Consider the following 11,210-nt stretch of genomic DNA (forward strand, 5'->3'; position numbering starts at 1 on the left):
GTATGTGCACCAGGCCCCTCGCGGGCGCTGGTGTGAGCAGCGGCCGGCCCGTCAGCTCTCGTTGACGATCAGGAGAAAGCTGTGATCCAGCAGGAGTCGCGACTGCGAGTCGCCGACAACACGGGCGCGAAGGAAATCCTTTGCATCCGCGTTCTCGGTGGTTCCGGTCGCCGCTACGCCGGCATCGGGGACGTCATCGTCGCGACCGTCAAGGACGCGATCCCCGGCGGTTCGGTGAAGAAGGGTGACGTCGTCAAGTGCGTCGTCGTCCGTACCGTGAAGTCGCGTCGTCGTCCGGATGGCTCGTACATCCGCTTCGACGAGAACGCCGCGGTCGTTCTGAAGAACACCGATGGTGACCCCCGTGGTACCCGCATCTTCGGCCCGGTGGGCCGCGAGCTGCGTGACAAGAAGTTCATGAAGATCATCTCGCTTGCGCCGGAGGTGCTCTAACCCATGGCGAACAGCATGAAGATCAAGAAGGGTGACCTGGTTCAGGTCATCACCGGCAAGGACCGCGGCAAGCAGGGCAAGGTCATTCAGGCCATGCCCGCCGAGAACAAGGTCCTGGTCGAGGGTGTGAACCGGGTCAAGAAGCACACCAAGCCGGGCCCGGGCACTCAGGGTGGCATCGTCACCGTCGAGGCCCCGGTGCACGTCTCCAACGTCCAGCTGGTCGTGGAGAAGGACGGCAAGAAGGTCGTCACCCGCGTTGGCTACCGCTTCGATGACGAGGGCAACAAGATCCGCGTTGCCAAGCGAACCGGTGAGGACATCTGATGTCTGAGACGACTGTTGAGAAGGTGACCCCCCGTCTCAAGGAGCGTTACAACTCCGAGATCAAGGGTCAGCTGCAGGAGCAGTTCTCGTACGAGAACGTCATGCTGACGCCCGGCCTGGTCAAGGTCGTCGTCAACATGGGTGTCGGCGAGGCCGCCCGTGACAGCAAGCTGATCGAGGGCGCGATCCGCGACCTCACCGCCATCACCGGTCAGAAGCCGGCGGTGACGAAGGCTCGCAAGTCCATCGCGCAGTTCAAGCTGCGTGAGGGCCAGCCGATCGGCACCCACGTCACCCTCCGCGGTGACCGCATGTGGGAGTTCCTGGACCGTCTGGTGTCGCTGGCCCTGCCGCGTATCCGTGACTTCCGTGGCCTCTCCCCGAAGCAGTTCGACGGCCGTGGCAACTACACCTTCGGTCTGACCGAGCAGGTCATGTTCCACGAGATCGACCAGGACAAGGTCGACCGTCAGCGCGGTATGGACATCACCGTCGTGACCACCGCCCAGACCGACGACGAGGGCCGGGCGCTCCTGCGCGCTCTGGGCTTCCCGTTCAAGGAGGCGTAACCACATGGCGAAGAAGTCCCTCATCGCGAAGGCCGAGCGCAAGCCGAAGTTCGGCGTCCGGGCCTACACCCGGTGCCAGCGCTGCGGCCGTCCGCACTCGGTGTACCGCAAGTTCGGCCTCTGCCGTGTGTGCCTTCGTGAGATGGCGCACCGCGGCGAGCTGCCGGGCGTGACCAAGAGCTCCTGGTAGTCCAGGACCTCGCGGTAATGCCATAGCGAAGCAGGTGTGCCCGACCCCACAGCGCCCCTTTTTTGGGGCTGCGTACGGAATCCCGTAGGGTAGTGAGGTCGGGCCCCCTGTCGCGGGAGCTCCATAGCTGCCGTCGACCCTCTTCGGAGGGCTCGCACCCAGTCTTACGACGCCGCAGGTCCCCTGCGTCTGTGCCCCTGCCGCACTCCTCGGAGTGCGGCGGGGGGACCTGGCGCGGAGAAACCACGGCGAGAGAGGCCTGAGGCCATCATGACCATGACCGACCCCATCGCAGACATGCTCACGCGTCTGCGTAACGCTAACTCGGCGTACCACGATTCCGTGGCGATGCCGGCCAGCAAGATCAAGGCGCACGTCGCCGAGATCCTGCAGCAGGAGGGGTACATCTCCTCCTACAAGGTTGAGGAGCCCGTTGAGGGCGAGGTCGGCAAGAAGCTGACCATCGAGCTCAAGTTCGGCCCCAACCGTGAGCGCTCGATCGCTGGCATCAAGCGGATCAGCAAGCCGGGCCTGCGGGTCTACGCAAAGTCCACCAACCTGCCGAAGGTGCTCGGCGGCCTGGGCGTGGCGATCATCTCCACGTCCTCGGGTCTCCTCACCGACAAGCAGGCCGCCAAGAAGGGCGTAGGCGGAGAAGTTCTCGCCTACGTCTGGTAATTCGGGAAACGGAGGTACAGCAATGTCGCGCATTGGACGGCTGCCCATCCAGGTCCCCGCTGGCGTGGACGTCACCATCGATGGCCGGGCGGTCTCGGTGAAGGGCCCCAAGGGCTCCCTCACCCACGTTGTCGCCGCGCCGATCGAGATCGGTAAGGGCGAGGACGGCACGCTGCTCGTCACCCGCCCCAACGACGAGCGTCTGTCGAAGGCCCTGCACGGCCTTTCCCGCACGCTGGTGGCGAACATGATCACCGGCGTGACCGCGGGCTACCGCAAGTCGCTGGAGATCAGCGGTGTCGGCTACCGAGTTCTGGCGAAGGGCTCCGACATGGAGTTCCAGCTGGGCTACAGCCACCCGATCCTGGTCGAGGCCCCTGAGGGCATTTCCTTCGTCGTCGAGTCGGCCACCAAGTTCCACGTGGACGGCATCGACAAGCAGAAGGTCGGCGAGGTCGCCGCGAAGATCCGCAAGCTGCGCAAGCCCGACCCGTACAAGGCCAAGGGCGTCAAGTACGCGGGCGAGGTCATCCGCCGCAAGGTCGGAAAGAGTGGTAAGTAAGCGATGAGCGTCTCTGTCAAGATCGGCAAGGGCAACGCCTACAAGAGCGCCGCTCGCAAGCGCCGCGCGATCCGCGTTCGCAAGCGCGTCGTCGGCACCGAGGTGCGTCCGCGCCTCGTCGTGACGCGCTCGAACCGTCACATGGTCGCCCAGGTCATCGACGACGCCAAGGGTCACACCCTGGCGTCGGCGTCCACCCTCGACGTGTCCATCAAGGGCGCCGAGGGCGACAAGACCGAGCTGGCCAAGAAGGTCGGGAGCCTGGTCGCCGAGCGCGCCAAGGCCGCCGGCATCGAGTCGGTCGTCTTCGACCGCGCGGGCAACCGGTACGCCGGCCGCATCGCCGCCCTGGCGGACGCGGCTCGCGAGGCCGGGCTCGACTTCTAAGCCGCTCGTCGACTCAGTCGACGGACGTAATCGAGAGAGGTAATTCCAATGGCTGGACCCCAGCGCCGCGGTAGCGGCGCCGGCGGTGGCACCGGCGGTGGCGAGCGGCGCGACCGTAAGCGTGACGACCGGGGCAACGCCCCCGCCGTCGAGAAGACCGCTTACGTCGAGCGCGTTGTCGCGATCAACCGTGTCGCCAAGGTTGTCAAGGGTGGTCGTCGTTTCAGCTTCACCGCGCTGGTCGTGGTGGGCGACGGTGACGGCACCGTGGGTGTCGGTTACGGGAAGGCGAAGGAGGTTCCGGCCGCCATCGCCAAGGGTGTTGAGGAGGCCAAGAAGAACTTCTTCAAGGTCCCCCGTATCCAGGGCACCATCCCGCACCCGATCCAGGGTGAGAAGGCCGCCGGCGTCGTGCTCCTGAAGCCCGCCGCCCCCGGTACCGGTGTTATCGCCGGTGGTCCGGTGCGCGCCGTCCTGGAGTGCGCCGGCATTCACGACATCCTGTCGAAGTCGCTCGGCTCGGACAACGCGATCAACATCGTGCACGCCACCGTGGCTGCTCTGAAGGGCCTCGTGCGCCCCGAGGAGATCGCCGCTCGTCGTGGCCTGCCGCTGGAGGACGTGGCTCCCGCTGCTCTGCTGCGGGCGCGTGCTGCAGGGGTGAGCGCCTGATGGCTCGCCTGAAGATCACGCAGACCAAGTCGTACATCGGCAGCAAGCAGAATCACCGTGACACCCTGCGTTCGCTTGGTCTCAAGCGCATGCACGACGTCGTGGTGAAGGAGGACCGTCCCGAGATTCGCGGGATGGCCCAAACGGTCCGTCACCTGGTGACGGTTGAGGAGGTGGACTGATCATGGGCGACAACCCGATCAAGATCCACAACCTGCGTCCCGCCCCGGGTGCCAAGACCGACAAGATCCGCGTGGGTCGTGGTGAGGCCTCCAAGGGTAAGACCGCCGGTCGTGGTACCAAGGGCACCAAGGCCCGCTACCAGGTTCCGCAGCGCTTCGAGGGTGGCCAGATGCCGCTCCACATGCGCCTGCCGAAGCTGAAGGGCTTCAAGAACCCGTTCAAGATCACGTTCCAGGTCGTCAACCTCGACAAGCTGGCCGAGCTCTACCCGCAGGGTGGAGAGGTCACCGTCGAGGACCTGGTCGCCAAGGGCGCGGTTCGCAAGAACTCCCTCGTCAAGGTGCTCGGCACCGGCGAGATCTCGGTTGCGCTGCAGGTGACGGTCGACGCCGTCTCCGGCTCCGCCACCGAGAAGATCACCGCCGCCGGCGGTACCGTCACCGAGCTCGTCTGAGCCCGCTGACTTCCGTGCGAGCCCCGCACCTCCTTCGGGAGGTGCGGGGCTCGCGCGTTTTCCGGGCATCGCGTTTTCCGGGCATTCCGTTGACGTGTCCTCGTTCTTTTGTGTGGCAAACCCGGGCATCCCGTACCCCGTGAGTGGGGGAGGGGCGGTACGCGCTTCTTCCGAGTGGCTGCGCACTGTTAGAGTCCGTGGAGTTCCCTTGTAGGCTGCGCGTAGGCTCGCCTGTGCCGTCTGTACGGGAGCCCGTACCGCCAAAACTCCCATTCAGGACCGACCCTCCCGCCGACGACGCGCGGGAGGCGCAGGAGGCACCGTGCTCAGTGCGTTCGCGCGGGCGTTCCAGACGCCCGACCTGCGCAAGAAGCTGCTGTTCACGCTGGGCATCATGGTGCTGTTCCGCCTGGGCTCACACATTCCGATCCCCGGCGTGAGCTTCACGGCCGTGAACGAGTGTGTGAAGGACACCAAGAACAACGGCCTCTTCGGGCTCGTCAACCTGTTCAGCGGTGGCGCGCTCCTCCAGCTGACGATCTTCGCGCTCGGCATCATGCCGTACATCACCGCGAGCATCATCCTCCAGCTCCTCACGGTCGTGATCCCGCGACTGGAAGCGCTGAAGAAGGAGGGCCAGGCCGGCCAGACGAAGATCACCCAGTACACCCGCTACCTGACCATCGCGCTCGCCGTGCTCCAGGGCACCGGCATCGTGGCGACGGCCTCCAGCGGCGCGCTGTTCTCCGGCTGCCCGGTGGGCAACCAGATCGTCCCGGACACGAGCGTGTTCCGGATCGCCGTCATGGTGATCACGATGACCGCCGGCACCACGGTGATCATGTGGCTGGGCGAGCTGATCACGGACCGCGGCATCGGCAACGGCATGTCGCTGCTGATCTTCACCTCGATCGCCGCGCAGTTCCCGTCCTCGATGTGGGCGATCAAGGGCTCCGGCACCATCGGTGGCGGCTGGGTCGAGTTCCTGTCCGTGGTCGCGGTCGGCATCATCGTTGTGATGCTGGTCATCTTCGTCGAGCAGGCCCAGCGCCGGATCCCGGTGCAGTACGCGAAGCGGATGATCGGCCGGCGGGCGTTCGGCGGCACGTCGACCTACATCCCGCTCAAGGTGAACCAGGCCGGTGTCATCCCGGTCATCTTCGCCTCGTCGCTGCTGTACATCCCGGCCCTGGTGGTCCAGCTGACCGGTAGCCAGTCGGGCTGGGCGGTGTGGGTCACCCAGCACTTCGTCAAGGGCGACCACCCGATCTACATGGCGACCTACTTCCTGCTGATCGTCTTCTTCGCCTTCTTCTACGTCGCGATCTCCTTCAACCCCGAAGAAGTTGCCGACAATATGAAGAAGTATGGTGGCTTCATCCCGGGCATCCGGGCCGGCCGACCGACGGCCGAGTACCTGAACTACGTGCTGACCCGAATCACGTGGCCGGGTTCGCTCTACCTGGGCCTGATCGCGTTGATCCCGATGATCGCCCTGGTCGCCTTCGGACAGCAGACCAACTTCCCGTTCGGCGGCACCAGCGTGCTCATCGTCGTCGGCGTCGGACTCGAAACTGTGAAGCAGATCGAGAGCCAGCTCCAGCAGCGCAATTACGAAGGGTTCCTCCGCTGATGCGTATCGTCCTCGTTGGTCCTCCCGGGGCCGGGAAGGGTACTCAGGCGCACCTGCTCGCCAAGACCCTGTCCATTCCCCACATCTCCACCGGCGACCTGTTCCGCGCCAACATCGGTCAGGGCACCCCGCTGGGGCTCGAGGCCAAGAGCTACATGGACGCGGGCCGTCTGGTGCCGGATGAGGTCACCATCGGGATGGCCAAGGACCGCATGCTCCAGGAGGACGCCGCAGGCGGCTTCCTGCTCGACGGCTTCCCCCGCAACCTCGGCCAGGCCAAGGCGCTCGACGAGTTCCTCGTCGAGCAGGGGATCAAGCTGGACGGCGTGCTGGACCTGGAGGTCCCCGAGGACGAGGTGGTCCGCCGGATCGCCGGCCGCCGCCTGTGCCGCAACGACGGGGGCCACGTCTTCCACGTGGACTACAACCCGCCGAAGGCCGCGGGCGTCTGCGACGAGTGCGGCGGCGAGCTGTACCAGCGCTCGGACGACACCGAGGACAAGGTGCGCACCCGGCTGGAGGTCTACCACACGGAGACCGAGCCGATCATCGACTACTACGTCCAGCAGGGCCTGGTGGCGACCATCTCGGCCCTCGGCAAGGTGGACGAGGTCACCCGGCGCGCGATCGAGGCGCTGAAGCAGGACAACTGAGTTTCCCGGCGACGCCGTACGGCCGCGCTCCCCGATCCCGGGCGGCGCGGCCGTACGGCGTCGTACGGTGGTAGGCAGTGGCAAACAGAACGTGGAAGGCGTGACCAGATGGTGGAGATCAAGACCCCCGAGCAGATCGCGAAGATGCGAGCGGCCGGGCTGGTCGTCGCCGAGGCGCTGAAGGCCTGCCGGGAGGCGGTCGCCCCGGGGGTGACCACCCAGGAGCTCAACGACATCGCGGACAAGGTCATCACCGACCACGGTGCGACCTCCAACTTCCGCGCCGACCACGGCGGTCTGTGGTTCCCCGGGGTGATCTGCGCCTCGGTGAACAACGAGGTCGTGCACGGCATCCCCGGTGACCGGGTGCTCCAGGAGGGCGACGTCATCTCGATCGACTGCGGCGCCATCCTGGACGGCTGGCACGGCGACGCGGCGATCACCGTGGCGGTCGGCGAGGTCCGCCCCGAGGTCGAGATGCTGAGCCGGGTGACCGAGGGCTCGATGTGGGCCGGCATCGCCCAGATGAAGAAGAACAACCGCCTGGTCGACGTCTCCAAGGCGATCGAGGGCTTCATCCGCCGCCAGCCGCTGCCCCCCAAGGGCAAGTGGGGCATCACCGAGGGCTACGGCGGCCACGGCATCGGCACCGCGATGCACATGGAGCCGCACGTGCTGAACTACGTCGAGCGCGGCCGCGGCAAGGGCCCGAAGCTGATCCCCGGCACCGTGCTGGCGATCGAGCCGATGGTCTCGCTGGGCACCCCGCACACCGCCGTGCTGGAGGACGACTGGACGGTCGTCACCAACGACGGCACCTGGGCCTCGCACTGGGAGCACTCGGTGGCCGTCACCGAGCAGGGCCCGCTGGTCCTGACGGCCTTCGACGGCGGCAAGGCGGAGCTCGCGAAGCTGGGCATCACCGCCGCCCCGGACCCGCTCGGTTAGTCTCACGACGGTCGGCTGAGCGGCCAACTTCCGCTGCTGACAAGGGATCAGGGCCCTGGGGGTTTGGACCTCCAGGGCTTTTGTCCTATTTTTATCGGCTGGCAGTGGCTTCAGTAGCGGCTTCAGCAGCTTCGATCGATCGGGAGAGTGCAGTGCTCAAGGGATTCCGCGACTTCATGATGCGCGGCAACGTGGTCGACATGGCGGTCGGTGTCGTCATCGGCGCCGCGTTCACCGGCGTGGTGACCGGCTTCGTGTCGGCCTTCCTCACCCCGCTGGTCGGCGTCGGGGTCGGCGCGGCCGGCGACTTCAGCTCGTACAAGGCGACGGTGGCCGGGGTCACCTTCCCGTACGGCCAGTTCCTCAACGTGCTGATCGCCTTCGTGATGACCGCGGCGGTGCTGTACTTCTGCGTCGTGCTGCCGGTCACCAAGGCGACCGCGCGATACCTGCCGAAGAAGGCGAAGACCCCCAAGCGGCCCTGCCCCGAGTGCCTGACCGAGATCCCCGAGGCCGCCCGCCGCTGCGCGGCCTGCACCGCCCACGTCGAGCCGCTGAAGGTCACCGCCGGGTTCTGACCCGCCGGGACCAGCCGGAACGTCACGGTGGCCGCCTTCGGGGGATCTCGTTTTGGCCCACCGGACGCGCTGGCGTAGGATGGACCGTCGGCTCACTCGTAGCGTGCTTCAGCACGCCCTCTTCCCTTCGGGGGCGGGGTGAACCCAGGTTCGCACGAGCGTGCCGCATACGGTAGCCGGTCCCGGAAGGTGGATCTCGCAGTTCATGGCTAAGAAGCAAGGCGCCATTGAGATCGAGGGCACCGTGATCGAGTCTCTTCCGAACGCGATGTTCAGGGTCGAGCTGCAGAACGGTCACAAGGTCCTCGCGCACATCAGTGGCAAGATGCGCATGCACTACATCCGCATCCTGCCGGACGACCGGGTCGTCGTGGAGCTCAGCCCCTACGACCTCACGCGCGGGCGGATCGTCTACCGCTACAAGTAAGAACGTCAGATCTAGACCCGGAGAACCTGAACATGAAGGTCAAGCCGAGCGTCAAGAAGATCTGCGACAAGTGCAAGGTGATCCGCCGCCACGGCCGGGTCATGGTGATCTGCGACAACCTGCGCCACAAGCAGCGCCAGGGCTGATCTCTCCCCAGCATTTCTCGTAGTACTTCGCGCGACGCGAAAACGTCATAAGCGGGCTACCCGATCCGTCCCCACGAAGGGACGGACTGCCACCCCCGGTCAGAGGCCGGGGCTCCATCGTCGAGAGGCGAAGGAGTAGGTAGCACGCAAGACCTCTGAAAAAGCACAGGAGCCTTGAATGGCACGCCTCGCCGGCGTTGATCTCCCCCGTGAGAAGCGGATCGAGATCGCCCTTACCTACGTGTACGGCATCGGCCGTACCCGCGCCCAGCAGACCCTGGTCGAGACCGGTGTCAACCCGGATGTCCGCGTTCGCGACATCTCCGAGGAAGACCTCGTGAAGCTGGGCCAGTACATCGACGCCAACTACACGGTCGAGGGTGACCTCCGCCGTGAGGTGGCCGCCGACATCCGCCGCAAGGTCGAGATCGGCTGCTACGAGGGTCTGCGTCACCGCCGCGGCCTGCCGGTCCGCGGTCAGCGCACCCACACCAACGCGCGTACCCGCAAGGGCCCGCGTCGCGCGATCGCCGGCAAGAAGAAGCCGGGCAAGAAGTAGTCCGTCCCGTAACCGGACATCCCTCCGGCCCGCGGGTCAGCGGACCGACCACCTCAGTAGGAGAACAGACTTATGCCCCCCAAGGGTCGTCAGGCTGCCGGCGCGAAGAAGATCCGCCGCAAGGAAAAGAAGAACGTCGCTCACGGCCACGCGCACATCAAGAGCACGTTCAACAACACCATCGTTTCGATCACCGACCCCGCGGGCAACGTGATCTCCTGGGCCTCCGCCGGTCACGTCGGCTTCAAGGGCTCGCGCAAGTCCACCCCGTTCGCCGCGCAGATGGCCGCCGAGGCCGCTGCCCGTCGCGCGCAGGAGCACGGCATGCGCAAGGTTGACGTCTTCGTCAAGGGTCCGGGCTCCGGCCGCGAGACCGCGATCCGCTCGCTCCAGGCCACCGGCCTGGAGGTCGGCTCGATCCAGGACGTCACCCCCACCCCGCACAACGGCTGCCGTCCGCCGAAGCGCCGCCGCGTCTGACGCAGCGCCTTCGGGCTCGCAGTACCTGCTTTGAACCTTCGTACGGGGTCCCACGCGGTGATTCGTCGCTGTTCGCGGGACCCCGTACGCTTGGTCCTGTCGGCATCAAATAGTGGGTGCCGAAGACAACTGGAGGAATCCCCCCATGCTTATCGCTCAGCGCCCCTCGCTGACCGAAGAGGTCGTCGACGAGTTCCGCTCGCGGTTCGTGATCGAGCCGCTGGAGCCGGGCTTCGGCTACACCCTCGGCAACTCCCTGCGCCGCACGCTCCTGTCGTCGATCCCGGGTGCCGCTGTCACCAGCATCCGCGTCGACGGCGTCCTGCACGAGTTCACCACCGTGCCGGGCGTCAAGGAGGACGTGACCGACCTCATCCTCAACATCAAGCAGCTGGTCGTCTCCTCGGAGCACGACGAGCCGGTCGTGATGTACCTGCGCAAGCAGGGCCCGGGTGTCGTCACCGCCGCCGACATCGCCCCGCCGGCGGGTGTCGAGGTGCACAACCCGGAGCTGGTCCTCGCCACGCTGAACGGCAAGGGCAAGCTGGAGATGGAGCTGACCGTCGAGCGCGGTCGCGGCTACGTCTCCGCCGTCCAGAACAAGGCCTCCGGCCAGGAGATCGGCCGCATCCCGGTCGACTCGATCTACAGCCCCGTGCTGAAGGTCACCTACAAGGTCGAGGCCACCCGTGTCGAGCAGCGGACCGACTTCGACAAGCTGATCGTCGACGTCGAGACCAAGCCCGCCATGCGTCCGCGTGACGCCATGGCCTCGGCCGGCAAGACCCTGGTGGAGCTGTTCGGTCTCGCCCGCGAGCTGAACATCGACGCCGAGGGCATCGACATGGGCCCGTCCCCGACGGACGCCGCCCTGGCCGCCGACCTGGCGCTGCCGATCGAGGAGCTGGAACTCACCGTCCGCTCCTACAACTGCCTCAAGCGCGAGGGCATCCACACCGTGGGTGAGCTCGTCGCCCGCTCCGAGGCCGACCTGCTCGACATCCGCAACTTCGGTGCGAAGTCGATCGACGAGGTCAAGGCGAAGCTGGCCGGCATGGGCCTGGCCCTCAAGGACAGCCCGCCTGGGTTCGACCCGACCGCCGCCGCCGACGCCTTCGGCGCCGACGACCTGGACGACGCGGGTTACGCCGAGACCGAGCAGTACTAAGAGATTTGGCCGCGGGGGCGGTTCCACCGGACCGCCCCCGTCGTCGGGCAAGTAGTCCGGGCACCCCGGCCCGGACTGTCGAGTGTACACAACGGTCGCGGCCGACGACCAAGCCACGTGAGGTCTCGGGGGGGGGAGGAGCA

19 protein-coding genes are annotated in these 11,210 nt (G+C 66.4%); all 19 read left to right on the forward strand.

Annotated features, from left to right (window positions below; translation table 11 throughout):
• The first annotated feature begins 81 nt into the window (after positions 1-81).
• The 19 genes from rplN to ACFV6D_RS07225 all read left to right on the forward strand — a co-directional run bounded on the left by rplN (position 82) and on the right by ACFV6D_RS07225 (position 11,067).
• A complete protein-coding gene (gene rplN / locus ACFV6D_RS07135; RefSeq protein WP_030393301.1) occupies positions 82-453 on the forward strand; it encodes a 50S ribosomal protein L14 in 372 nt (123 codons plus the stop codon).
• Between the two features lie 15 nt (positions 454-468).
• On the forward strand, positions 469-780 hold the full coding sequence (gene rplX, locus ACFV6D_RS07140; protein ID WP_030055828.1) for a 50S ribosomal protein L24: 312 nt from the start codon (positions 469-471) through the stop codon (positions 778-780).
• Entirely contained in the window at positions 780-1,349 is a 570-nt protein-coding gene (gene rplE / locus ACFV6D_RS07145; protein ID WP_030393302.1) for a 50S ribosomal protein L5, read from the forward strand. Before rplX ends, rplE begins: the two co-directional genes overlap by 1 nt.
• A 4-nt stretch (positions 1,350-1,353) precedes the next feature.
• Positions 1,354-1,539 carry a type Z 30S ribosomal protein S14 gene (locus ACFV6D_RS07150; RefSeq protein ID WP_030393303.1) on the forward strand — a complete coding sequence of 62 codons (186 nt, stop codon included), beginning with the start codon at positions 1,354-1,356 and terminating at the stop codon, positions 1,537-1,539.
• A gap of 270 nt (positions 1,540-1,809) precedes the next feature.
• Positions 1,810-2,217, forward strand: a complete 408-nt coding sequence (rpsH, locus tag ACFV6D_RS07155) for a 30S ribosomal protein S8 (protein WP_030055831.1) — start codon at positions 1,810-1,812, stop codon at positions 2,215-2,217.
• Between the two features lie 22 nt (positions 2,218-2,239).
• On the forward strand, positions 2,240-2,779 hold the full coding sequence (gene rplF, locus ACFV6D_RS07160) for a 50S ribosomal protein L6 (protein ID WP_063348971.1): 540 nt from the start codon (positions 2,240-2,242) through the stop codon (positions 2,777-2,779).
• A gap of 3 nt (positions 2,780-2,782) precedes the next feature.
• Positions 2,783-3,166, forward strand: coding sequence for a 50S ribosomal protein L18 (gene rplR, locus ACFV6D_RS07165; RefSeq protein WP_030280785.1), 384 nt, complete (start codon positions 2,783-2,785; stop codon positions 3,164-3,166).
• Between the two features lie 48 nt (positions 3,167-3,214).
• Complete coding sequence (rpsE, locus tag ACFV6D_RS07170) at positions 3,215-3,838, forward strand: 30S ribosomal protein S5 (protein WP_030055834.1); 624 nt, start codon at positions 3,215-3,217, stop codon at positions 3,836-3,838.
• Complete coding sequence (gene rpmD / locus ACFV6D_RS07175) at positions 3,838-4,020, forward strand: 50S ribosomal protein L30 (RefSeq protein WP_030251557.1); 183 nt, start codon at positions 3,838-3,840, stop codon at positions 4,018-4,020. Before rpsE ends, rpmD begins: the two co-directional genes overlap by 1 nt.
• Before the next feature lie 2 nt (positions 4,021-4,022).
• Positions 4,023-4,475, forward strand: a complete 453-nt coding sequence (gene rplO, locus ACFV6D_RS07180; protein WP_063348972.1) for a 50S ribosomal protein L15 — start codon at positions 4,023-4,025, stop codon at positions 4,473-4,475.
• A gap of 322 nt (positions 4,476-4,797) precedes the next feature.
• The gene (gene secY, locus ACFV6D_RS07185; protein WP_063348973.1) at positions 4,798-6,108 is read left to right on the forward strand and encodes a preprotein translocase subunit SecY; all 1,311 of its coding nucleotides are present in this window, start codon (positions 4,798-4,800) and stop codon (positions 6,106-6,108) included.
• Positions 6,108-6,761: an adenylate kinase gene (locus ACFV6D_RS07190; RefSeq protein WP_063348974.1), complete on the forward strand. Its 654-nt coding sequence runs from the start codon at positions 6,108-6,110 to the stop codon at positions 6,759-6,761. The genes secY and ACFV6D_RS07190 overlap by 1 nt, the downstream gene beginning before the upstream one ends.
• 108 nt (positions 6,762-6,869) lie before the next feature.
• Entirely contained in the window at positions 6,870-7,709 is an 840-nt protein-coding gene (map, locus tag ACFV6D_RS07195; RefSeq protein ID WP_063348975.1) for a type I methionyl aminopeptidase, read from the forward strand.
• A gap of 152 nt (positions 7,710-7,861) precedes the next feature.
• A complete protein-coding gene (mscL, locus tag ACFV6D_RS07200; protein WP_380423795.1) occupies positions 7,862-8,287 on the forward strand; it encodes a large conductance mechanosensitive channel protein MscL in 426 nt (141 codons plus the stop codon).
• Between the two features lie 205 nt (positions 8,288-8,492).
• Positions 8,493-8,714, forward strand: a complete 222-nt coding sequence (gene infA / locus ACFV6D_RS07205; RefSeq protein WP_014047798.1) for a translation initiation factor IF-1 — start codon at positions 8,493-8,495, stop codon at positions 8,712-8,714.
• A 32-nt stretch (positions 8,715-8,746) separates the two neighbouring features.
• Positions 8,747-8,860 (forward strand): 50S ribosomal protein L36, encoded by a 114-nt coding sequence (gene rpmJ, locus ACFV6D_RS07210; protein ID WP_003956441.1) that lies wholly within the window; start codon positions 8,747-8,749, stop codon positions 8,858-8,860.
• A gap of 178 nt (positions 8,861-9,038) precedes the next feature.
• Positions 9,039-9,419, forward strand: a complete 381-nt coding sequence (gene rpsM / locus ACFV6D_RS07215; RefSeq protein WP_063348977.1) for a 30S ribosomal protein S13 — start codon at positions 9,039-9,041, stop codon at positions 9,417-9,419.
• Between the two features lie 72 nt (positions 9,420-9,491).
• Positions 9,492-9,899 (forward strand): 30S ribosomal protein S11, encoded by a 408-nt coding sequence (rpsK, locus tag ACFV6D_RS07220; protein WP_030232513.1) that lies wholly within the window; start codon positions 9,492-9,494, stop codon positions 9,897-9,899.
• A gap of 145 nt (positions 9,900-10,044) precedes the next feature.
• On the forward strand, positions 10,045-11,067 hold the full coding sequence (locus tag ACFV6D_RS07225; RefSeq protein ID WP_030232516.1) for a DNA-directed RNA polymerase subunit alpha: 1,023 nt from the start codon (positions 10,045-10,047) through the stop codon (positions 11,065-11,067).
• Positions 11,068-11,210: the final 143 nt, after the last annotated feature.

The organism is Kitasatospora sp. NPDC059812 (assembly GCF_042732075.1).
Classification (GTDB): domain Bacteria; phylum Actinomycetota; class Actinomycetes; order Streptomycetales; family Streptomycetaceae; genus Kitasatospora.

Excerpts from the sequence above, each read along its gene's own strand:
- map (WP_063348975.1), top strand. The coding sequence starts at position 6,870 with ATGGTGGAGATCAAGACCCCCGAGCAGATCGCGAAGATGCGAGCGGCC.
- ACFV6D_RS07225 (WP_030232516.1), top strand. The coding sequence starts at position 10,045 with ATGCTTATCGCTCAGCGCCCCTCGCTGACCGAAGAGGTCGTCGACGAG.
- ACFV6D_RS07150 (WP_030393303.1), top strand. The coding sequence starts at position 1,354 with ATGGCGAAGAAGTCCCTCATCGCGAAGGCCGAGCGCAAGCCGAAGTTC.
- rpmJ (WP_003956441.1), top strand. The coding sequence starts at position 8,747 with ATGAAGGTCAAGCCGAGCGTCAAGAAGATCTGCGACAAGTGCAAGGTG.
- ACFV6D_RS07190 (WP_063348974.1), top strand. The coding sequence starts at position 6,108 with ATGCGTATCGTCCTCGTTGGTCCTCCCGGGGCCGGGAAGGGTACTCAG.
- rpsH (WP_030055831.1), top strand. The coding sequence starts at position 1,810 with ATGACCATGACCGACCCCATCGCAGACATGCTCACGCGTCTGCGTAAC.
- rpsM (WP_063348977.1), top strand. The coding sequence starts at position 9,039 with ATGGCACGCCTCGCCGGCGTTGATCTCCCCCGTGAGAAGCGGATCGAG.
- rplO (WP_063348972.1), top strand. The coding sequence starts at position 4,023 with ATGGGCGACAACCCGATCAAGATCCACAACCTGCGTCCCGCCCCGGGT.
- rplX (WP_030055828.1), top strand. The coding sequence starts at position 469 with ATGAAGATCAAGAAGGGTGACCTGGTTCAGGTCATCACCGGCAAGGAC.
- rpsK (WP_030232513.1), top strand. The coding sequence starts at position 9,492 with ATGCCCCCCAAGGGTCGTCAGGCTGCCGGCGCGAAGAAGATCCGCCGC.
- rplE (WP_030393302.1), top strand. The coding sequence starts at position 780 with ATGTCTGAGACGACTGTTGAGAAGGTGACCCCCCGTCTCAAGGAGCGT.
- rplR (WP_030280785.1), top strand. The coding sequence starts at position 2,783 with ATGAGCGTCTCTGTCAAGATCGGCAAGGGCAACGCCTACAAGAGCGCC.
- rpsE (WP_030055834.1), top strand. The coding sequence starts at position 3,215 with ATGGCTGGACCCCAGCGCCGCGGTAGCGGCGCCGGCGGTGGCACCGGC.
- infA (WP_014047798.1), top strand. The coding sequence starts at position 8,493 with ATGGCTAAGAAGCAAGGCGCCATTGAGATCGAGGGCACCGTGATCGAG.
- rplF (WP_063348971.1), top strand. The coding sequence starts at position 2,240 with ATGTCGCGCATTGGACGGCTGCCCATCCAGGTCCCCGCTGGCGTGGAC.
- rpmD (WP_030251557.1), top strand. The coding sequence starts at position 3,838 with ATGGCTCGCCTGAAGATCACGCAGACCAAGTCGTACATCGGCAGCAAG.